Below are 19,561 nucleotides of genomic sequence, written 5' to 3'. Positions count from 1 at the left end.
TTAAACTTGGTTTCCACGCAAGTAATATCTCTAGCCTTAATGTAAACATATCGTCATTGAAGAGTCATATAGGCGAGTTAGAATTCGCCTTTTCCCGAATTACCTAGAGTAATGGGCCCACGAGTAAAATAAACAATCTGTTTATTTAGGAAGCGCTTTGAGTATTATTGCGGTTGTTTTGGTTGTTTTTTCAGCGCTACTTCATGCTGGTTGGAACGTTCTTGGCAAGTCTGGTTCAGGTTCGGGATATTCATTTGCTCTAGTTGCATCATTGACCCCCTTTATTTTGCTATCGCCTTATCTTGTGTGGTGCATTCATGTTATTGGTATCACCAATATTAATTGTGATTTCATTGGGTTACTGGTCTTCAGTTGTATAGGTCAAGCTATCTATCTGGTGAGTGTCATTAAAGCCTATGAGCATGGTGATGTTGGCATGATGTATCCGATTGTACGCGCCTTACCTGTTCTTATGGTGGGACTCGGAACGCTAATGATAGGGCAGGCGATATCTGTCAACGCTTGGGTAGGCTTTGTTATATTGACGATGGGATGTTTATTAGTTCCACTCACAACTCTTCGAGATTTAAAATTATCAGCGTATGCAAATATTGGCGTACTTTGGGCTGTGATTGCCGCGATGGGTACGACTCTGTACTCTATTTTGGATAAAGAAGCACTCAACTGGTTAGTGCTAGAAACGTCAGGGTTAAGCTCGCAGCATATTGCTATCTTTTATCTTGGTATGCAGTTCTTTGGTATATCCACTGTGTTGTTGTGTTGGCTTCTTTTGACCAATAACCACTCTGAGATAGTTAACGCAAAGCGCCATTGGAAGGGGTCATCTATTGCGGGAGTGATGATGGGTTTAACCTACGGGATCGTTTTGTACGCGATGACATTGGTTGATAACGTCAGTTATATTGTGGCACTTCGACAGGTCAGTATTGTGTTTGGGTTGGCATTGGGGATCGCCATTTTAAATGAACGCTGGTATCTACTACGAGGGATTGGAGTTTCATTAGTTTTGATCGGTTTAGTTGTTGCTCTTGTTTAGGTCTCAGTATTGAACAGATGGCGTGTCCACAAGCCGGTCTAGCGTTTTTCCGAAGCAATATGTTTGTATCTATTAGCAAAATCATTCATTTCTTGTTCAGAATACCTGCTTAACACTCTTTTTGTTGAAGGTGGTTGGAAGGAAGTACTCAGTTTAACTCTTTTTTCCTCCTTGGGCCGGATAGGTCTTGAACATAAACCTCCGCCGCAATTGGGACAGACATTAAACAAAACCCTCTCCACACAGGTCTGGCAAAAAGTACATTCATAGCTACAAATCATGGCTTCAGTAGAGTCTGCCGGCAAATCTTTATTGCAACATTCGCAGTTGGGTCTTATCTCAAGCATTTAGCCTCCTTTTGTTTTTATCTTCCGGATTATAGGTCAACGATCTAAGTTGATTGAAATTGTTTAAAAACTTGTGAGAGTTTTATGAGATTTCAGAGACTTTACTGAAAGATCTGCGGTTCATCCTTATTAGTACCAAAGCATGGTCATTACAGGATGGACTCAAAATGAAAAAACGTACTCAACTTGGATTAACTATTTCTTCTGTCATATTTGCATTTAGCTCTGCTTGTGCAAATGCAGCTGAGCTTGAAATTACAGTAACGAACGCAACCAAGGGCATTTATTTTACCCCTCTTATTGTGGCAGCACACAGCTCTGACTTATTCATGTTTAGGACAGGTCAATCTGCGTCTGCGGAGTTGGAAAGCATGGCTGAGGGCGGAGATATCTCTGGCTTGTCCACCGTCATCGGAAATGCGGGTGGAGTGGTCGTTGAAAATCCAGCATCAGGTATTTTAAACCCGGGAGTCGGCACTACTTTCACACTAGATAGTGGCAATTTAGAGTATTTATCGATATCTGCAATGCTCTTACCTACCAATGACGGGTTTGTAGGGCTCGATAGTTGGAAGATCCCAGCAACATCAGGCACTTATAAAGCGACGTTAAACGGGTATGATGCCGGTACTGAAGCTAATGACGAGATAGCCGGCAGTATGCCTAATCCGCCTTTTATTACTTTCGGTTCAGGCGGCACTGGTGTTGAAACTGCGGTAACAAACTCTGTTGTTCATGTTCATCCCGGCAATTTAGGTGATGCAGACTCGGCTGGTGGGAAAAGCGATCTCGATAGCAGTTCACACCGTTGGTTAAATCCAGTGGCAACCATCACTATTGTCGTGAAGTAAGGGGGCTAAAATGAAAAATCGAATCTTATTAGCTGCATTTTCTATTGGCGTACTGGCAGGATGTTCAGATGATGACAACGATGCTGCTGCAATTAACGCAGGGGATGCGTCAGCTCAAGACTACCGTTATACGATATCTGTAGTCAATTTAACGGCAAACCAACCCATGTCACCGTTGGCGGTACTGACACATAACAACGACTACTCAATGTTTGAAGTAGGGCAAAGTGCATCTGTGCCTCTGGAGCAACTAGCAGAGGCGGGAAGTAATGCCGAACTCATCGCCTTGATGGACAGCAACGACAATGTCGAACAGGGGGTATCGGGAAATGGCTTGGTCATGCCGGGAATGTCAGATGAGGTGACGATTACTATTGATCCTGATGTTTCGGGGTACCTGTCGGTGGCATCGATGTTTGTCAACACCAATGACGCCTTTGTGGGCGAAGCAGGACTATCCCTACAAAGCCTAGCGGTAGGGGATAGTTTTGAGATGAATATGAATGTTTGGGATGCAGGCACTGAACTCAATGATGAATTAGCATCGACGATTCCTGGACCGGCTGGAGGAGGTGAAGGGTTTAATCCTGCACGTAATGATGATGCTGTGACATTCCATTCTGGTGTAGTTAGTAGCGATGATGGTTTAGCAAGTTCAGCCCTTTTAGCGACTCATCGTTTTTTAAATCCTGGAGCAAAGATCACTATCACTCGAGTAGAGTGAAATAAATCCTTCCTTGCGACGGTCTAGTGCACTGGGGCAGTAGAGTTGAGTAAGGAAGGTTTCATGGAACCACAAACGATTAACCCGATGGCCAACATTTTGTTGGTTGAAGATGATGAAGATCTGGCGGAGTTAGTGCTAATGCACTTGAAGTTTCAGGGCCATAAGGTAACTAGGGTTGCTCGTTGTGGTGATGCGCTCAAGCTATATCAGCAGCAAGTCTTTGACTTACTCGTTCTAGATAGGGGACTCCCAGACGGAGATGGTTTAGACATCTGTCATCAATTGAGACAACAGAAAAATTGGACGCCAGTTTTGATGCTCACAGCTAGAGACAGCGAGATGGATAAGGTTGATGGCTTAGAAGCAGGCGTCGATGCCTATATAACTAAGCCTTTTAGTGTTCTAGAGTTTCAAGCTAGAGTGCGCAATATTTTACGTCGTGTAAGCCAAGTTTCAGTGAGCTCTGTAGACGTGGAGTTCAATAATACTGCCATGAACTTCGGTTTACTAAAGATAACGCCAGAGCTACATCAAGTCTCACTAGACGATAAGGACGTTGTATTGACAGCCACGGAGTTCACTTTACTGAAGTTTCTCGCCTCAAGACCCGGTAGAGTTTATAGCAAGGACGAGCTACTAGGTCATGTGTGGAACACTGAGCATTCGGGTTACCATCATACCGTGTGTAGTACTATCAACCGCCTTCGCACTAAGCTCAAGTTGCCAAGCGATGAGCATCACTTTATTCAAACCGTTTGGGGCGTGGGGTATAAGTTTCAGCCATACCAATAACTAACAGTACCGATAAGGTTAGGTGGAGTCTAATGATAAGTTTTAAGTCACGCTTGATGGTATTTACTAGTGTTTGGTTTTGTGTGGCTGTAGCCCTGATTGTGTTCACTTATAATTGGCAGACTCAAACGATAGAACTACGAACTAAACAGAGTTTACATAAGCAACTTGCAACTCATATGCGCGAAGACAATCCTCTTATGATTGGCTCCGACTACAACCCAGTTGCTTTAAAATCCATCTTTCACACCTTAATGCTGCTCGGCCCTGACTTTGAGATATATTTCTTGGACCATAAAGGGAATATCACGACCCATGCTTCTCCAGAAGGTACTCAGTTACTAAGCTCCGTTGATCTAAAACCAATTACTCAATTTCTCAATGATGAACCGTTTCCCATTCTAGGCGAAGACCCGCGAAATCCAGAGCAAAGCAAAGTATTTTCAGTCTCAGCGCTAAAGGAGGGGGATGCCATTATGGGGTATCTATATGTGGTCATTGGTAGCACTCAACACAGCGCTATTGCGGCAGCGCAGGTTGACCCTCCTTATCTTGCTTTAGCCGGTCTTGTGCTTGTTTCAGTGATTGGCTTCGCCTTTGGTGTGTATCTCTTGGTTGACAAAAGTCTGTTATGCCCAATTCAGAAAGTGACTAATCAACTTCAACATCAGGCGGAACATGATTTCCAATTAACGCCAGATTTTAAGCATCAGGTGAAAGAGCTCACACCCATAGCTGATTCTTATCATTTGATGGCAAAGCATATTCAGCAACAGTTTTTACAATTGGAATATCAATCATCGCATCATAGGCAGGTTCTTCTGCAATTAAGTCATGATCTCAAAACGCCTCTTTCCAGCGTTCTGGGCTATCTGGAAACGTGGACCCTGCAAAATAAACAAGATCCATTGATTGACGTTGCTTACCGCAATTGCGACAAACTCTCGAATCAATTGCATTCTATGTTGCAATTGGCAAAGCAAGAAACGCCCTTACTCAGTTATGAATATCACCCCGTTGATATAGCGGCTTTGATTGCAGAGAGTGCGGAATCCATGCATAGCCAATTTAGGCGCCAACAAGTGACGTTGGAATTAGATGTCGCTGCGGAATTGCAAACGATAGGGGATAAAGGTCTGCTGGAGCGTCTGGTCGCTAACTTACTTGAAAATGCATTAAGGCATAGCCCAAAGCACTCTATTGTGTGTTGTCAGGCAGTACTTAGTCGAAATAATGCAGACATTAGATTTAGATTTACTAACAGTGTTGAACCCAACACAAAAGGGGGATCTCTGGGTATTGGCATTAAGATAGTGCAATCGATTTTAATGCTTCATCATAGCCATCTAGAAACAAAACAAACAGGCAATAAATATCAGCAGAGCTTCACTTTGCCATCAATGGGATTAGCCTCTCTCCTCTAGATAAAGACGGAACATGCACAGTAATGGTTTCTATGGTGAGTGAAAACGCTTTTCTTAATTACGTCTAAAAATTCTCAAAGCGGATCTCAAGTCTTAAACGAATACTCGCTTCTTCTTCAAAGCCTTGGTCGTATTCTCTATACCAATTGTATTCAGGAGTCAGCTCGTAATAAAACCATTCAAAGAATACATTCTGGCGATAAGTCATTCCAATTAATGTGTTGTCGATAAATGAGCGAGGATAGTCTGTACCTGTAGTGCTGATAGTGTAATTGAGGGCTTGAGTTCTAGAAATGTATTGGTACAAGACAAAGCCTGTTCCAAATTCCCAGATACTTGTGTCGTCGGCGTGGTCACGATTAAATTCGGCAAACGAGGTCCAACGCAATAAGAAATTTTTGGATAACGCCTGGTCAATATCAAACTGAGTAGACTCTCCGGTCAATTCTGATTCTTGATAGAGTTTTTGTGTAATGCGACTAACCGTGTTAATTCCAAGAGGATAAGTGAAGCGGTAACGGGCTTCAATCTTGGGTTTAAATGTAGCCTTAATATTGAAACTGCTGTATCCCTTGGCATAAATGTCGTATCTCAGGCCGATACTGTTCTCTATTTCTTCTGCGTTGCGAGGAAAAAGGTCAAATAAATCATCTTCTCCGTCAGATTCGATGATCAGTTTTAGGCGGTTGGTGACTTTAGGCAGGTTAAATTTGGCATCGATTCTTGTGTCGTATTTAAAACCATCATTTTCAAACTGAGTGAAATCATTTTTCCAGCGTATGGAGGTTCCAGCTCTTGCATCTTCAGTCACACGTTCATCAGCAAAGAAATCATCGAACCAAACCGCAGGCTGACAAAATTTGGTGTTTAGATAGTGATAAGCTCTAGAAATTACTTTATCGTCTTCTGGTTTGCTTAAGCACTTCTCTTCGGTATTGTCAGCCAAAGAGGGAGCCGATAGTCCTGTTAATAGAAATGTGATGAAAATGGCTTTGTGCAAACTATTTCCTTTAGTTTGAGTCACTGACTCCTATTATCGTAGATGTCAGAATAAATGTCACAAAGTGTTTGATTTGGTGTTAAAAATGTTAGAGAAAGAAAATATAATTAAGCTTGCTCGGATGAAGATGCCGTTTGGGAAATTTGCGGGTAGGGTGCTCATTGACCTACCAGAAGAATACTTATTGTGGTTTCAAAATAAGTCAGAGTGGCCGTCCGGTGAACTAGGTCAGCTATTGCAATTGTGTTTAGCATTAAAGGTCGAAGGATTGGACTCAGTGGTGAAACCATTGAAAGAAAATCAGGACCGGTATTAAGATTTCAAAGCACTTGCCTTCTTAATGGTGAAGGAATAGTATAATTTTAATTGAGCGATCGTTCATTTAAGTAATTAGGCCAAATTCAAGGAGATGTTATGAGTGAACAGTATGTACCACCAAAAGTCTGGATTAATGATACCGAAGGTGGCAATAAATGGGCGAACATTAACAGCCCTGAATCTGGCGCTAGATTTGAACGAGAATTACCAGCAGGAGAGCATGCGCTTCAGTTGTACTCGCTTGGGACGCCGAATGGTCAGAAAGTTACTATCATGCTGGAAGAATTGTTGGCGGCAGGTGTTAAAGAGGCGGAATATGATGCTTATTTAATTAACATCGGCGAGTTGGATCAGTTCTCCTCTGGATTTGTGGAAGTGAACCCAAATTCAAAGATCCCTGCACTGATTGATAATTCGGACGCGACCTCTGTGAACGTGTTTGAGTCTGCCTCCATTCTTGTTCATCTTGCTGAAAAATTTGGTCACTTTTTATCAAAGTCTGGGCCTGAAAGAACGCAGACCTTTAACTGGTTGTTTTGGGCACAAGGTTCAGCGCCATTTCTAGGTGGTGGTTTTGGTCACTTTTATGCGTATGCGGATGAGAAGCAGGAATATCCGATCAATCGCTTTGCTATGGAAGCGAAACGCCAATTAGACGTGTTGGATAAGCAACTGGCAGAAAACACGTTTGTTGCTGGTGATGAGTTTTCTATCGCTGATATTGCTATTTGGCCTTGGTACGGAAATCTAGTACTGGGTAAGTTGTATGATGCAGCTGAATTTCTGCACGTAGAGTCATACAGTAACGTGGTGCGCTGGGCAAAACAGCTTGAGCAACGTGAAGGCTTTCAACGAGGGCGAGTAGTGAACCGCTCGTTTGGCGAAGAGTGGGAACAAGTGCCAGAGCGCCATAGCGCAGAAGATATTGATAAAGTGCTAAAACTTCGTCCATAGTTCAGATTGCAGTAAACCAACGATAAAAGAGTCAGTGCGTGATACTTTGGCTCTTTTTCTGAATGAGTCTGTAGTGTTGGACTGATGTTTGGTTAGATTTTAAACCATTAGATTCAGTCGCGAAGATATACGAATGAAAAACGTTTGTATTAGGCTCATATAAAGCTAGACTGTAGCAGAAGGCAATCTCCGTTACGTTATCGGGGATTTTTTTTGCCTATTTTTTACAATTTGTCGCCCTATGAAAGTGACAAGTTATTTTAATTCAGCCCATTCGGTGTAGAATTCTTTTCATAGTGCATTTTGACCCATTCGGACGCGGTTCCCCCGACGACGTGATGGATGTATGCAAACCTTAAAGGTACTTAAGGACACATGATGGTAATACCTGATAAAAGCAGCATAGTCATTTTTGGTGCTTCTGGAGATTTAACTTACCGTAAGCTAATCCCAGCGTTATATCGACTGTACCAAAGCGGTCAACTTCCCCAATCATTTTATATTCTTGGTGTAAGCCGTACTGAATACAGTGATGAGACTTACCGAGAAAAGATTAAAAAATCTCTTCAAGAGTTCGAGAAAACCGAGCAAGCAGTATTAGATGTGTTCATGGACCATCTATATTATCAAGCGATCAATACCTCAGACACTGCTGATTACGCCAAGCTTGTAGCGAGACAAGATGAACTTGCCGCTCACTACCAGTTAGAACAACGCAATGTTCTTTACTACTTGGCGACGCCACCGAGCCTATATTCAGTTATCCCAGCTAGCCTTGCGGCACATGGTTTGAATAACGAAGACGATGGCTGGAAGCGTTTGATAGTAGAGAAGCCTTTTGGTTATGATCTTGCTTCTGCACAAGAGTTGGGTAAAAAGATTCATACTCACTTTGAAGAAAAGCAACTGTATCGAATTGACCACTATCTTGGAAAAGAAACAGTACAAAACCTATTGGTTTTTCGTTTCTCCAATATCATGTTTGAGCCCCTTTGGAATCGAAACTTTATCGAGTATGTCGAAATTACCGGTGCAGAGTTCTTAGGTGTTGAAGAGCGTGGTGGATATTACGATGGCTCTGGCGCTGTGCGTGATATGTTCCAAAATCATCTGCTACAAGTCCTAGCTATGGTGGGGATGGAGTCACCTCCTCGCATAAACGCAGACGCTATTCGTGATGAGGTGGTTAAGGTACTAAGAAGCCTTAAACCACTTGATGAGAATGACCTGACCAACAATCTGGTACTGGGTCAATACACCGAATCTGAAGTACGAGGCGAATTCTTACCTGGGTATCGTGATGAGAATGGTGTTGCTGATGATTCGCGCACTGAAACCTACATAGGGCTTAAAGCTTACATCAACAATAGCCGTTGGAATGGTGTGCCTTTTTATGTGCGTACGGGCAAGCGACTGCCAACACGCGTAACAGAAGTAGTTATACACTTTAAAGACACGCCTCATCCAGTCTTTGGTCAAGATGCGCCTGAGAACAAGCTGATTATTCGGATTCAACCGGATGAAGGTATTCAAATCAGTTTTGGTTTGAAAGAGCCAGGCGCAGGTTTTCACGCCAAAGAAGTGAAGATGAACTTCCACTACAAGACGCTGAATGAAGCCCACATGCTAACGGCTTATGAACGTTTGTTGCTTGATGCATTAAATGGCGACGCAACCTTGTTTGCTCGCTCTGATGCAGTAGAAACATGTTGGGAATATGTTCAGCCAATTCTGGATTTTAAAGAGCGTCCACAAGCATTGTTTGGTTACGCAAGTGGTACATGGGGACCGAAAGAGTCCCATGATTTGCTAGAGCGTGATGATAAAGCTTGGCGCTTCCCGTGCAAGAACTTAACCGATACAGATTATTGCGAGTTATGATGAATACAAAGATTTTTGATACGCCGGCACAGGTAGTAGAGCAACTTGCACAGGAGCTAAAAGCGTTTAGCGAACTAGGCAGAGCAGTGCATATTTCATTGTCAGGCGGTAGCACCCCAAAAATGTTATTTAAGTTACTGGCAACACAGCCTTATGCTAGTGATATTCAATGGCAAAATCTTCACTTCTGGTGGGGAGATGAGCGTTGTGTAGCACCTGATGATGAGCAGAGCAATTTTGGTGAAGCGAACGCTTTGTTGTTTAAACCAGTAGGCGTTCCTGTTCAAAACATTCACCGTATTCTTGGTGAAAATGAACCAGAACAAGAAGCGGCTCGATTCGCTAGTGAAATGTTGGAAGTTATTCCTTCTGAAAATGGTGTTCCGGTGTTTGACTGGATTTTATTGGGTGTGGGAGCAGATGGACATACCGCTTCTTTATTCCCAGACCAAACGAATTACAATGAAGAAAAACTGGCTATCGTTGCTGCACACCCAGAGTCGGGTCAGCTGCGTATTTCTAAGTCAGCTCAAGTACTGCAAGCGGCAAAACGCATCAGTTACTTGGTGCTTGGCGCAGGCAAAACAGACATCGTAAATGAAATCTACCACACTCCTGCTGAGGCGTTGCCATATCCAGCGGCAAAAATTCGTTCCGCAGTGGGTGAAACAGAGTGGTTTTTAGATTCAGATGCAGCAAGCAAGATTGCTTAAGATAAGAATATTAGGAGAGAGAGTATGAAAGGTGATATTGGTGTAGTTGGACTCGCAGTAATGGGTCAAAACCTTATCTTAAACATGAACGATCATGGTTTTAAAGTTGTTGCACACAACCGTACTGCCGCAAAGGTAGATCAGTTTCTTGAAGGCCCAGCAAAGGGCACCAACATCGTTGGTGCATATTCACTGCAAGAGATGGTAGATAAGCTAGAAACACCGCGCAAAGTAATGCTTATGGTTCGTGCGGGTGATGTTGTAGATAGCTTTATTGAGCAACTTATTCCTCTACTAGACAAGGGTGATATTATCATCGATGGTGGTAATACTAACTATCCTGATACTAACCGTCGTGTTGCTTACCTTCGTGAGAAGGGCATTCACTTTATCGGTACTGGTGTATCTGGTGGTGAAGAGGGCGCTCGTTTCGGTCCTTCTATCATGCCAGGTGGTTCTCCAGAAGCTTGGGAAGCTGTTAAGCCTATCCTTCAAGGCATCTCTGCAAAAACAGATAAAGGTGAGCCTTGCTGTGATTGGGTCGGCAATGATGGCGCAGGTCACTTCGTAAAAATGGTACACAATGGTATTGAGTACGGCGACATGCAACTTATCTGTGAAGCATACCAGTTTATGCAAGACGGTCTTGGTATGTCTGCTGACGAAATGCAGAAGGTATTTGCTGAGTGGAATACTACAGAGTTAGACAGCTACCTAGTTGAAATCACCGCTGATATTTTAAAATACCGCGACGAAGATGGTGCACCATTAGTTGATAAGATCCTAGATACTGCTGGCCAAAAAGGTACTGGTAAGTGGACGGGTATCAATGCTCTGGACTTGGGCATTCCGCTAACGCTAATTTCTGAGTCTGTGTTCTCTCGTTGCCTGTCTTCACTGAAAGATCAACGCGTAGCAGCCGAGAAGTTATTTGGTAAAACGGTTGAGCCTGTTGCAGGTGATAAGCAAGAGTGGATTGATGCACTTCGTCAAGCGCTTCTAGCTTCAAAGATTATTTCTTACGCACAAGGTTTCATGTTGATGCGTGAAGCTTCAAATGAAAATGGTTGGGATCTAAACTACGGCAATGTAGCACTAATGTGGCGTGGCGGTTGTATCATCCGTTCTGCGTTCCTTGGCAATATCCGTGATGCATTTGATACTGACCCTGAGATTGCATTCTTAGGTTCTGATCCTTACTTCAAAGCTATCCTAGAGAATTGCTTTGGTGCATGGCGTAAAGTTGCAGCTAAGTCTTTGGAGGTGGGTATTCCTATGCCTTGTACGACTTCGGCATTGTCTTTCCTTGATGGTTACACTACAGCGCGTCTGCCAGCGAACCTTCTGCAAGCTCAACGTGACTACTTCGGTGCTCACACCTATGAGCGTATTGACCGTGAGCGTGGCGAATTCTTCCACACTAACTGGACAGGTACCGGCGGCGACACGGCTTCTACAACGTACGATGTTTAATACTTAGTCTCTGGCTTTTAGTTTTAAGAGCCAGCAATTAGAGAGTGGTGTTTGAGAGGTGACTTGTTTCAAGTCACCTTTTTTGTTTCTGAGATAACAACGGGGTATGGGTAACCTATTCAGAGCACTTGATTTCCTATATCATCAATGAAAATAATAAACAGGTAATACAATATGACTAACTTTTTTAATGACGCTGCCTCAGAGCTACTAGGTCGTCGCATTGCGGGTACAAAAGCACCTCGTCTAGCGGAAAATATTCGCCCAACGTCTTTGGAAGATGCACTGCAAGTTCAAGCTGCAATGATTGAAGCTAAGAACGGTCAAGTAGGTGGTTGGAAATGTCTAAACCCTCTATCTGAAGACAAGTACATCGTAGCACCTATCTTTTCTGATAGCGTAAACAAAGGCGCGACGTGTGAGCTATTCGCTGACAATGGTGTAGCGCGTATTGAACCTGAAATCGGCTTCACACTAGGCAAAAACTTGCCAGCTAACCCAGAAGGTTATACCGAAGAGCAAATTAACGATGCGATCGGTTCTTGCCACATGGCGCTAGAACTTATGCAAGCTCGCTTTGCTGCAGATAGCGATGCTGAATTTTACGAGAAACTTGCAGACTGCATGGTTAACCAAGGCCTTTTCGTCGGTCCAGAAATCGAACGCGAAAAAGCATTTAACGCAGCTAAAGTAGCAGTAACCGTTACTCAAGGTGACAATGTGCAAACGTTTGATGGTGAGCACCCGAACCAATCAGCACAAAGCCCAATCTACTGGCTAATTAACTTCATGACTCGTCGTGGCGTGGAGTTTAAAGCGGGCGAAACCATTATTACTGGTTCGTACTGTGGCATCGTAGAAGTTGCATTTGACCAACCGACTACTATTAAGTACGACGGTATCGGTGAGTACGAAGTGGTATTTAACGCTAAAGCGTAAATTCAACTTTGTTTACCGCAATGCAGGCGCACAAGCCTTAGGTTATTTACAGTAACCTATCAGGTGGTAAAGTGAACTAAGGCAGAATTATCTGCCTTTTTTGTTTAACGAGAATGATAGCTACCTAGTGTTTAATATGTACTAAGTATTTTGGTAGTCGTTTCCATCACTAACAGTATTCAGTGAGCTTGATAGACGTTAACACTGGCATGAAAGTTAACGCGCAACCCGACAGAAAAACCAGAGCATTGAATGTCTATCACTGAAAATGCACAAGTATGAATGAGCTGGAAAGGTAAATTATGAACGATAAAGTTTTTCAAATATGGCAAAACAAACGAGAGCAAGGCTTCCTTCGTTGGCTTTATAAGAGTACTTTGGGGGCTGTTGTATTCTATATAGTTTTTAATACTGTTTTCCAGTATTCCTCTTTTACTGAGCTTGGCATTCTTGCCTTTTTTCAAAGCCAGCTTTTAAATTACGCATTATTCACAGCCCTAATGTTTTTTGCGAATAGTCTGCTTTGGCTTTATCGTGAATCCAGCTATAAGAAAGAAGCCCGTCGTAGAAATATCCTTTAGCAAAGTAGTTAAGACAGATCTATCGATGCCTATCGAGTTTGGTTGATATCCAAGTTGTGGCGTTATTTCAATGGTTTAAGCTGAGCTTTTACGTTACTCACTACTTAACCTAGGATTAGGTTTTCATCAGTATAAGGTATTGTGATGTTGGAATTTAAAACAGTAACTCTTTTTGTTCTAACTGCTTTAGCCGAAATTGTAGGCTGCTATTTACCTTACCTTTGGCTTAGAGAAGATAAGAGTATTTTGCTCTTAATCCCTGCGGCAATAAGCCTTGCAGCGTTTGCATGGCTCCTCACACTTCACCCGACAGCAACGGGTCGTGTTTATGCCGCGTATGGTGGTGTATACATTTCAGTTGCATTGATATGGCTTTGGCTCGTAGATGGTGAGAAACCGACAACGTGGGATATTATTGGTGGCTCTATCGCGCTAGTCGGTATGGCAATCATAATGTTTGCACCAAAAAATGCATAACATAGCGCAAACTCTACCAGTATCATAAAACAAAAGAGTGGCAAAATAGCTAAGGAAAACCACCAAGAAGCTATACAATACTGGGGTTGCGAAATCGCAGCGCAGGACTCTCACTAACAAAAAACCTTAAAGTAGCCACATATGTCTAAAGATTTTATTTTCACTACTGAATACACCCTCGACAAGACTTTTCTTGCAGAATGTTATGATCAAACGAGTCGTCCTGCTAAATTTCCCAAAGCGTACTTTAAAGGAATTCTGTTCCTTCTTTTTGGTGTCGTTCTATTAGAGTTTGAACTACTACCCAATGGTTACGTGGGATGGTTCTTTATCGTGTTAAGTATTATTGAAGCATTCAGTATCTATTTTAAGAGAACATGGTGGCTATGGCGACAAACCTTCAGCATGAGTACAGGTAACACAGTAGAGCTTCAAGTTGATCCCAGCGGTGTGAGTTATAAAAGTGGTAAAAACACTCGCATTATGACTTGGAGTGAAATTGATCAACTTGAACAAAGCGAGTTAGGTTTTATCCTTCATATGGGTAAACAGCGCCAATATATTAGTAAATCATGCTTAAACGATGACGTGATTGCATTCATGGTAGACCAGCACGCACAATCAAAATGAACTAACGCTAATGTTCGCTAATGTTCGCTAATTTGGGGTAGTAAAATAAAGACGTTAAGGTTTTTGTTTTTGATAAGAACGCTTTAGTTTCTTCTGAATTCAACTTACTGCAGTAGGAGAGGCTATTTTAGTTCACTCTGTAGTAAGAGGTTTGTAACAACAATCCATTCAAAGGCGTGTTTGCACAATGTTGTGCAATTCATATTTACCTCATTTTGCTGTTCCTACCAGATAGTCGCTTTCTCACGTAAATCCCGGCACGACTTCGTATTCCTTATCTCTGTATTCGTTCTGTCAATGTGCCGCTGTGTGCTTTGGAGTACTATTCAATGTATTAAAAAAACAGGGAAGCCTGAGGTGCTTTTTGATTAGATTTTCTTTAACTATCAAGACCATTCGGTTGTAACAGTTAAATATACTTTCAGCTTTTACTTACCTTGAATAAGCATGTTAAAACGCTACGCTTACATTATCGATCATTTCGTCGACAATGAATCAATCAAATAAGTGAAGCCACTATGTCGTTAACCGCCTCCATTGCTAGTAATGTCAGTGAACTCATTGGTCATACTGACCTCGTCAAAATCAATAGTCTTTCAGAGATATCTGGCTGTAGTATTCTGCTTAAATGCGAACATCAAAATCCAGGGGGTTCTATAAAGGATAGAGCGGCGCTTCAGCTCATTACTGATGCGATAGAGTCTGGGAAATTAAAGCCTGGGATGACCATTGTCGAGGGAACTGCTGGGAATACAGGGATTGGCTTAGCGCTGGTGGCTAAATCACTCGGTTACAAAATGCTGGTGGTGATGCCGCGCGGACAAGCGCAAGAAAAAGAACGAATGATCGCTTTGCACGGTGCTGAACTAGTACTGGTCGATCCTTGTCCTTTTGCAAATCAGGATCATTTTTATCACACAGCCAAGCGGATTGGTGCCCAAGAGGGTTATTGGTGGGCTGACCAGTTTGAAAATTTGAGCAATTACCGAGCGCATTATTTACACACTGGACCTGAGATCTGGCAGCAAACTCAAGGGAATATTGATGCTTTGGTTTCAGTTGTTGGGACCGGAGGAACCATTGCCGGAAACTCGCACTTCCTCTCTTCAAAACAGGCTGGCTTTAAAACTTGGCTAGTGGATCCGGAAGGGTCGGGTATTTATTCTTTCTTAAAGGACGGTTGCTACCAATCAACAGGAAGCTCGTTCACAGAAGGGATAGGAATTATGAGAACGGTTGAAAACTTCAGGCAAGCAAAAATCAATCATGCAATTACGTTGCCCGATCAGGACTTAGTGACGATCTCCCGTCTTGTTGCGGAACATGACGGAATTCTTTTGGGAAGCAGTTCTTCTTTAAATGTAGCGGGTGCATTATACACTGCTGCAAGAATGGGCAAGGGCAAAACTATTGTTACTTTTAGTTGTGATCTTGCAGAACGTTCTTACTCCAAGTTACACAACGAAGAGTTTCTTAAAGAAAGAGGCATAGAACTCAATAAAGAGAATCTGGAAAAACTATGGGCTTGTTATCAACAAGATGATGAAGGTAAGGTGATTAATCTTTGAAATCAATAATTTACCTACTTGGCTGTCTGTTTATTGGAAATGTATTAGCAGAATCAAATATCAAATTTAACGCTCCCCAAGTGAACGAAGATATTGTTCAATTTGTCATTATTGGTGATTTAACCGGTGGTGAGCGTGCTGGAGTATATTCTGATGCGGTAGATGCGCTCACACTTATGCAGCCAGACTTTATTCTTTCGGTCGGAGATCTTATTGAGGGAGGGACGGAAGAATTAATGACCATGAACTCGGAGTGGAAGATCTTTGCTGATATAACTAAACGCAGCGAGATACCCTTCTACCCGGTAGTGGGCAACCATGACATTTCCAACATAAAAATGCGAGAGTGGTGGGAGACAACCATTGGCCCTCGTTACTACTATTTCCGTCACCAAGATATTTTATTCTTAATGCTTGATTCAGAAGATTTCTCTGCTGAACGTTTTAGTACAATCAAAACGTTACGTAATGATGCCGTAGAGATTTATAAAACAGAGGGTCAAGAAGCGTTTTCTGAAACTGAATATGCACAACTGAAGGAACGTAAATATGGTCAAGTGGGTGATAAGCAGCTTAAATATTTTCTAGATGCACTGGAAGATAACCAAGATGTGAAATGGGTATTTGTTTTAATGCATAAGCCATTGTGGAGTGATGCATCATCAGGATTCTCGACTTTAGAGATAGCATTGCAAAATTTCTCATACACAGTGATGAACGGGCATGAGCATACTTATTACTATGAGGAGAAAAAAAATCGGGACTACATACAACTAGGGACAACGGGAGGTGAATTTACACCTTCTAATCGAGGGTTTCACATGGATCATATCATGTGGGTTTCTATTGATAATAGCGAACCAAAAATTATTAATTTAAAGTTAGATGGGCTAATTGATAAGTACGGTAAACCAATTTTAAAAACCGTAGTAGATAAGTGAATGTGCCCACTGAGATAGAGATTGTATCGATACTAAGTCATTCTTCAGTTACCAGTGTAGAGCAACTTCTAGCTCACGTTCGACAGTAGGCACTGCGTACTCAGAACTGCCTTATTATGTTTTACACTGGCTTTTCTTAGCCATATTGGGCTTGGCGTCTGACATACTTTTCTTTATGGAAAAACTCTAGCCGTGTTATCAAATTTGTTAATCGACTACATTAAAGGAAGTTGGTTTCATGCGTAAATCAGATAAGAAGATTGAAAATCAAATTAGAGATGTCTTAACCAAAGTCTGTGAAGATACTTTAAAAGGCTACGATGGTTTTCTTTGGGTAACTCATACTGTCAATTTTTCTTCTTTTCCACAGAGCTTAAAAATCGTTTGCGTATTCGATACTAATCAAAATAGGACAAATTTTTTAGTGGGAGAAAGTCAACATTATGTCTCAACAACTATCCAAAAGGGATTTGATAAGGTTGGGATCCAACTAAAGAACGTAGCTAAGCAAATCAGTTACGCTACACAGAAAAATTGCGAGTGGAGCCATCAACGAAAGTGAATCAATGTTGCTGAGGGAATCGAAGGCTTGTCTGCCCCTATGAGTCAGAGCGACTAATGCTACATATTTAACTTAGGGGGATTCCTCAGCTGAACCTAGTAAACTTATCTTTGTCCAGTATGTGCCAGTTCAGAAGAGGGGCTCAGAAGGTTCTGCCCCTTTTTAAGTTAAGGTATTTAGTCATCACGTTTTGAGGTAGGATATTGGACCTACTTATTCTAATTAGTACAGCGTCTAACCAAGTTTGCTATCAAGGAGTTTATTCTACAACGAATAATCTCGAGTGTAACAAGTGTCGTCCACCCGACACGAAGAGAAATAGGGGATTGTTGCTGATTTTCTCAGGATAATTTACCTGTAGGTTGTGAAACTCGGCTTTTATATACTGTCTCACTTGGTAATTCATTGAAAAAATCACCATAATAATTAGAAAAACGTCCTAAGTGTGCGAAACCACAATTTAAAGCGATATCAGAAACGTTGACCATGCCATGACTTTTTCTAATTTGTATTTTAGCTTGCTGTAAACGATATAGACGCAAATAATTATTAGGTGAAATGCCAAAGTACTCTTTAAACCCTCGCTCAAGCGAACGCTCTTGAATACATGAAGCCTCGCAAATTTCCTTGATAGAGATGGAATATTTTGAGTTTAGCTGAATGAAATTGAAGGCTTTCTCTAAGGTATTCGTTTTTTTTGTGGCATTCTTAATGTTTATTTTATCTTGTAAATATGTTAGCTGTAATAGCAATAATGGTAACTCATATTGCATTAAATACTCCCTCGCCTTGAGTTCATATTTTTCAGATGCAATACACATAAATACCCGCTTTAATTGCGTTTTAATTTGAGAAGGAATTGGGATAACGACAATATTGCTATCAATAGTATCTATATCAAGGGGGATTTCATGATAAATAGCAAATTGTTGCAACCAACTTCTCTCAATAGAAACTGTAATTGGGCTGTACCCTTCAGGAGACACTGAACTAAACTCACCTCCTTGAGAGAAAATAATGAGCGAGTCGTTAATCAAATTACCATTTAGATCAATATTGATTTTTTCTTTGGAAGGCAATCCAAAGGTCACTCTATCTTTAGGTGATGCGCCAACGTGGTGCGCACTTTGCCCTATTGTAAGGTTTTGAATAATAACGTTTTCAGAAGAAAATAGATTAATCCTATGTATTATCCCTCCCTTTTTTAAAGGGATTAAACGTATATCTAAACCACTTATTTTTTCATAAAGTTCATCCAGATCGTGAAAATATTGGTGAGCAGAATGAAATGGCATATTTTCTCCAGTAACTATTTGTTGTGCATTTTAGCACATGCATTCAACTAGAGCGTGATCGCGAACACTTTTTGAGCTAAGGCCTGATCGATTTAGTGATCACTTTTATCTGTGTTCATATAGTTGGTTCAAATAATTTAAGCAACAATGTCATTCTTTGCTAATAAAGAGTCTATAACTATTCGATAAATATTTGAGCCCATTCTTCACGCGTTACGTGTTCCTTAAGTTTGAATCTCAGTTCAAGCATTTCATTGCTGTAAGATTCAATATTTTCAAAGTTGCTATCACCAATTGCTATAATTTCAGAAAGTTTAGCATCACGGCTTTCGATGAGTTTACTGATTTTTTTATTTATCTCATTGGTCTGCTTGTTATGTTCTTTTGAATGTTCACCCATTAGTTCAAGTATACTCACTGCTTCTTTTTGCTGTTCATTATTGACCACAACTGCTTTAACATCATCAATTCTATCGGAAATAAAATCAAGAAATGCAGGTGAACCACCGCTAAAGGTTAGAAATAAATAAGTTATAAGTACAGCCATGTTTGAGCCTCCTAGTTTAGTTGAACAACTTTAATTGCATTATCAATCGAAGTACTACGTTTGTTGATGATTTGATCCCATTCTTCGTGCGTTGTTGCTTCAATTAATGCATCGCGCTTATTTAAAATTCGCTGTTGAGAAAGGCGAATATCGGCATGTTTCGCCTTAATGAATACCTCAAACTCCTCCCGGGTTGTATCGTAATTGGCATTTAGTTTTCTAGTTTGAACTTGCCTTTGTTCTTTTTTATCACGAAGCAATTGTAACTCTTCAGACAATTCATCGATTATCATAAGAACTTCTTTTTCTCGCTCAGGATCAGTGATCGCAACACGTATTTCAGTACGAAGATCTTCGAAAGCTTGTTTTTCTACATTAGTTTCATTACCACTACTACAAGCAGAAAGCATTAGTAATAATGATGGAATCAAGATTAGATATTTCATATATTATTCCTAGTGTGACTTTGACGATTTACTAAATG

22 protein-coding genes are annotated in these 19,561 nt (G+C 41.4%); 17 read left to right on the top strand and 5 right to left on the bottom strand.

The window, feature by feature from the left end:
- The first annotated feature begins 157 nt into the window (after positions 1–157).
- On the top strand, positions 158–1,057 hold the full coding sequence (locus OCU48_RS16535; protein WP_141345155.1) for an EamA family transporter: 900 nt from the start codon (positions 158–160) through the stop codon (positions 1,055–1,057).
- 38 nt (positions 1,058–1,095) lie between these two features.
- On the opposite strand, the gene OCU48_RS16530 is transcribed toward OCU48_RS16535, so the two are convergent.
- The gene (locus tag OCU48_RS16530) at positions 1,096–1,404 is read right to left on the bottom strand and encodes a DUF1272 domain-containing protein (RefSeq protein WP_141345156.1); all 309 of its coding nucleotides are present in this window, start codon (positions 1,402–1,404) and stop codon (positions 1,096–1,098) included.
- 167 nt (positions 1,405–1,571) lie between these two features.
- Between OCU48_RS16530 and OCU48_RS16525 the strand changes: the two genes are divergently transcribed.
- From OCU48_RS16525 to OCU48_RS16510, 4 genes are all read left to right on the top strand, one after another.
- Entirely contained in the window at positions 1,572–2,255 is a 684-nt protein-coding gene (locus OCU48_RS16525; protein WP_141345157.1) for a spondin domain-containing protein, read from the top strand.
- Positions 2,256–2,265: 10 nt separating this feature from the next.
- Complete coding sequence (locus OCU48_RS16520) at positions 2,266–2,979, top strand: spondin domain-containing protein (RefSeq protein WP_141345158.1); 714 nt, start codon at positions 2,266–2,268, stop codon at positions 2,977–2,979.
- 63 nt (positions 2,980–3,042) lie between these two features.
- The gene (locus tag OCU48_RS16515) at positions 3,043–3,774 is read left to right on the top strand and encodes a response regulator transcription factor (RefSeq protein WP_141345159.1); all 732 of its coding nucleotides are present in this window, start codon (positions 3,043–3,045) and stop codon (positions 3,772–3,774) included.
- Positions 3,775–3,809: 35 nt separating this feature from the next.
- Complete coding sequence (locus OCU48_RS16510) at positions 3,810–5,198, top strand: sensor histidine kinase (protein WP_167496173.1); 1,389 nt, start codon at positions 3,810–3,812, stop codon at positions 5,196–5,198.
- Between the two features lie 64 nt (positions 5,199–5,262).
- On the opposite strand, the gene OCU48_RS16505 is transcribed toward OCU48_RS16510, so the two are convergent.
- Positions 5,263–6,198, bottom strand: coding sequence for a hypothetical protein (locus tag OCU48_RS16505; RefSeq protein WP_141345161.1), 936 nt, complete (start codon positions 6,196–6,198; stop codon positions 5,263–5,265).
- Positions 6,199–6,283: 85 nt separating this feature from the next.
- Here OCU48_RS16505 and OCU48_RS16500 point away from each other — a divergent pair, with 85 nt between their 5' ends.
- From OCU48_RS16500 to OCU48_RS16445, 12 genes are all read left to right on the top strand, one after another.
- Positions 6,284–6,514: a DUF3820 family protein gene (locus OCU48_RS16500; RefSeq protein WP_141345162.1), complete on the top strand. Its 231-nt coding sequence runs from the start codon at positions 6,284–6,286 to the stop codon at positions 6,512–6,514.
- A gap of 98 nt (positions 6,515–6,612) precedes the next feature.
- Positions 6,613–7,470, top strand: coding sequence for a glutathione-dependent disulfide-bond oxidoreductase (gene yghU, locus OCU48_RS16495; RefSeq protein ID WP_141345163.1), 858 nt, complete (start codon positions 6,613–6,615; stop codon positions 7,468–7,470).
- Between the two features lie 378 nt (positions 7,471–7,848).
- Positions 7,849–9,351: a glucose-6-phosphate dehydrogenase gene (gene zwf, locus OCU48_RS16490; RefSeq protein WP_167496174.1), complete on the top strand. Its 1,503-nt coding sequence runs from the start codon at positions 7,849–7,851 to the stop codon at positions 9,349–9,351.
- Entirely contained in the window at positions 9,348–10,064 is a 717-nt protein-coding gene (gene pgl, locus OCU48_RS16485) for a 6-phosphogluconolactonase (protein ID WP_141345165.1), read from the top strand. Before zwf ends, pgl begins: the two co-directional genes overlap by 4 nt.
- Positions 10,065–10,088: 24 nt before the next feature.
- On the top strand, positions 10,089–11,537 hold the full coding sequence (gene gnd / locus OCU48_RS16480) for a decarboxylating NADP(+)-dependent phosphogluconate dehydrogenase (protein WP_141345166.1): 1,449 nt from the start codon (positions 10,089–10,091) through the stop codon (positions 11,535–11,537).
- 174 nt (positions 11,538–11,711) lie between these two features.
- Complete coding sequence (locus tag OCU48_RS16475; protein WP_141345167.1) at positions 11,712–12,476, top strand: hydratase; 765 nt, start codon at positions 11,712–11,714, stop codon at positions 12,474–12,476.
- Between the two features lie 302 nt (positions 12,477–12,778).
- Entirely contained in the window at positions 12,779–13,057 is a 279-nt protein-coding gene (locus OCU48_RS16470; RefSeq protein ID WP_141345168.1) for a hypothetical protein, read from the top strand.
- 144 nt (positions 13,058–13,201) lie between these two features.
- A complete protein-coding gene (locus tag OCU48_RS16465; protein ID WP_141345169.1) occupies positions 13,202–13,534 on the top strand; it encodes a YnfA family protein in 333 nt (110 codons plus the stop codon).
- Positions 13,535–13,675: 141 nt separating this feature from the next.
- Positions 13,676–14,164, top strand: a complete 489-nt coding sequence (locus tag OCU48_RS16460) for a YcxB family protein (protein ID WP_141345170.1) — start codon at positions 13,676–13,678, stop codon at positions 14,162–14,164.
- Between the two features lie 518 nt (positions 14,165–14,682).
- Positions 14,683–15,732 carry a cysteine synthase A gene (locus tag OCU48_RS16455; protein WP_141345171.1) on the top strand — a complete coding sequence of 350 codons (1,050 nt, stop codon included), beginning with the start codon at positions 14,683–14,685 and terminating at the stop codon, positions 15,730–15,732.
- On the top strand, positions 15,729–16,673 hold the full coding sequence (locus OCU48_RS16450; protein WP_141345172.1) for a metallophosphoesterase family protein: 945 nt from the start codon (positions 15,729–15,731) through the stop codon (positions 16,671–16,673). Before OCU48_RS16455 ends, OCU48_RS16450 begins: the two co-directional genes overlap by 4 nt.
- A gap of 238 nt (positions 16,674–16,911) precedes the next feature.
- Positions 16,912–17,235 carry a Fis family transcriptional regulator gene (locus OCU48_RS16445; RefSeq protein ID WP_141345173.1) on the top strand — a complete coding sequence of 108 codons (324 nt, stop codon included), beginning with the start codon at positions 16,912–16,914 and terminating at the stop codon, positions 17,233–17,235.
- Between the two features lie 341 nt (positions 17,236–17,576).
- On the opposite strand, the gene OCU48_RS16440 is transcribed toward OCU48_RS16445, so the two are convergent.
- From OCU48_RS16440 to OCU48_RS16430, 3 genes are all read right to left on the bottom strand, one after another.
- Positions 17,577–18,530: a helix-turn-helix transcriptional regulator gene (locus OCU48_RS16440; protein ID WP_141345174.1), complete on the bottom strand. Its 954-nt coding sequence runs from the start codon at positions 18,528–18,530 to the stop codon at positions 17,577–17,579.
- Between the two features lie 178 nt (positions 18,531–18,708).
- Positions 18,709–19,077: a hypothetical protein gene (locus tag OCU48_RS16435; protein WP_141345175.1), complete on the bottom strand. Its 369-nt coding sequence runs from the start codon at positions 19,075–19,077 to the stop codon at positions 18,709–18,711.
- 11 nt (positions 19,078–19,088) lie between these two features.
- Positions 19,089–19,523 carry a hypothetical protein gene (locus tag OCU48_RS16430; RefSeq protein WP_141345176.1) on the bottom strand — a complete coding sequence of 145 codons (435 nt, stop codon included), beginning with the start codon at positions 19,521–19,523 and terminating at the stop codon, positions 19,089–19,091.
- Positions 19,524–19,561: the final 38 nt, after the last annotated feature.

The sequence above is a fragment of the Vibrio inusitatus genome (assembly GCA_024346935.1).
Lineage (GTDB): Bacteria > Pseudomonadota > Gammaproteobacteria > Enterobacterales > Vibrionaceae > Vibrio > Vibrio inusitatus.
The sequence above is the reverse complement of the archived record's forward strand: the minus strand, read 5'-3'. Positions and strand labels throughout refer to the sequence as shown.

Coding starts and splice junctions, on each gene's coding strand:
- OCU48_RS16530 (WP_141345156.1), bottom strand. CDS start 1,404: ATGCTTGAGATAAGACCCAACTGCGAATGTTGCAATAAAGATTTGCCG.
- OCU48_RS16525 (WP_141345157.1), top strand. CDS start 1,572: ATGAAAAAACGTACTCAACTTGGATTAACTATTTCTTCTGTCATATTT.
- OCU48_RS16520 (WP_141345158.1), top strand. CDS start 2,266: ATGAAAAATCGAATCTTATTAGCTGCATTTTCTATTGGCGTACTGGCA.
- OCU48_RS16515 (WP_141345159.1), top strand. CDS start 3,043: ATGGAACCACAAACGATTAACCCGATGGCCAACATTTTGTTGGTTGAA.
- OCU48_RS16500 (WP_141345162.1), top strand. CDS start 6,284: ATGTTAGAGAAAGAAAATATAATTAAGCTTGCTCGGATGAAGATGCCG.
- yghU (WP_141345163.1), top strand. CDS start 6,613: ATGAGTGAACAGTATGTACCACCAAAAGTCTGGATTAATGATACCGAA.
- zwf (WP_167496174.1), top strand. CDS start 7,849: ATGGTAATACCTGATAAAAGCAGCATAGTCATTTTTGGTGCTTCTGGA.
- pgl (WP_141345165.1), top strand. CDS start 9,348: ATGATGAATACAAAGATTTTTGATACGCCGGCACAGGTAGTAGAGCAA.
- gnd (WP_141345166.1), top strand. CDS start 10,089: ATGAAAGGTGATATTGGTGTAGTTGGACTCGCAGTAATGGGTCAAAAC.
- OCU48_RS16475 (WP_141345167.1), top strand. CDS start 11,712: ATGACTAACTTTTTTAATGACGCTGCCTCAGAGCTACTAGGTCGTCGC.
- OCU48_RS16470 (WP_141345168.1), top strand. CDS start 12,779: ATGAACGATAAAGTTTTTCAAATATGGCAAAACAAACGAGAGCAAGGC.
- OCU48_RS16465 (WP_141345169.1), top strand. CDS start 13,202: ATGTTGGAATTTAAAACAGTAACTCTTTTTGTTCTAACTGCTTTAGCC.
- OCU48_RS16460 (WP_141345170.1), top strand. CDS start 13,676: ATGTCTAAAGATTTTATTTTCACTACTGAATACACCCTCGACAAGACT.
- OCU48_RS16455 (WP_141345171.1), top strand. CDS start 14,683: ATGTCGTTAACCGCCTCCATTGCTAGTAATGTCAGTGAACTCATTGGT.
- OCU48_RS16445 (WP_141345173.1), top strand. CDS start 16,912: ATGCGTAAATCAGATAAGAAGATTGAAAATCAAATTAGAGATGTCTTA.
- OCU48_RS16440 (WP_141345174.1), bottom strand. CDS start 18,530: ATGCCATTTCATTCTGCTCACCAATATTTTCACGATCTGGATGAACTT.
- OCU48_RS16435 (WP_141345175.1), bottom strand. CDS start 19,077: ATGGCTGTACTTATAACTTATTTATTTCTAACCTTTAGCGGTGGTTCA.
- OCU48_RS16430 (WP_141345176.1), bottom strand. CDS start 19,523: ATGAAATATCTAATCTTGATTCCATCATTATTACTAATGCTTTCTGCT.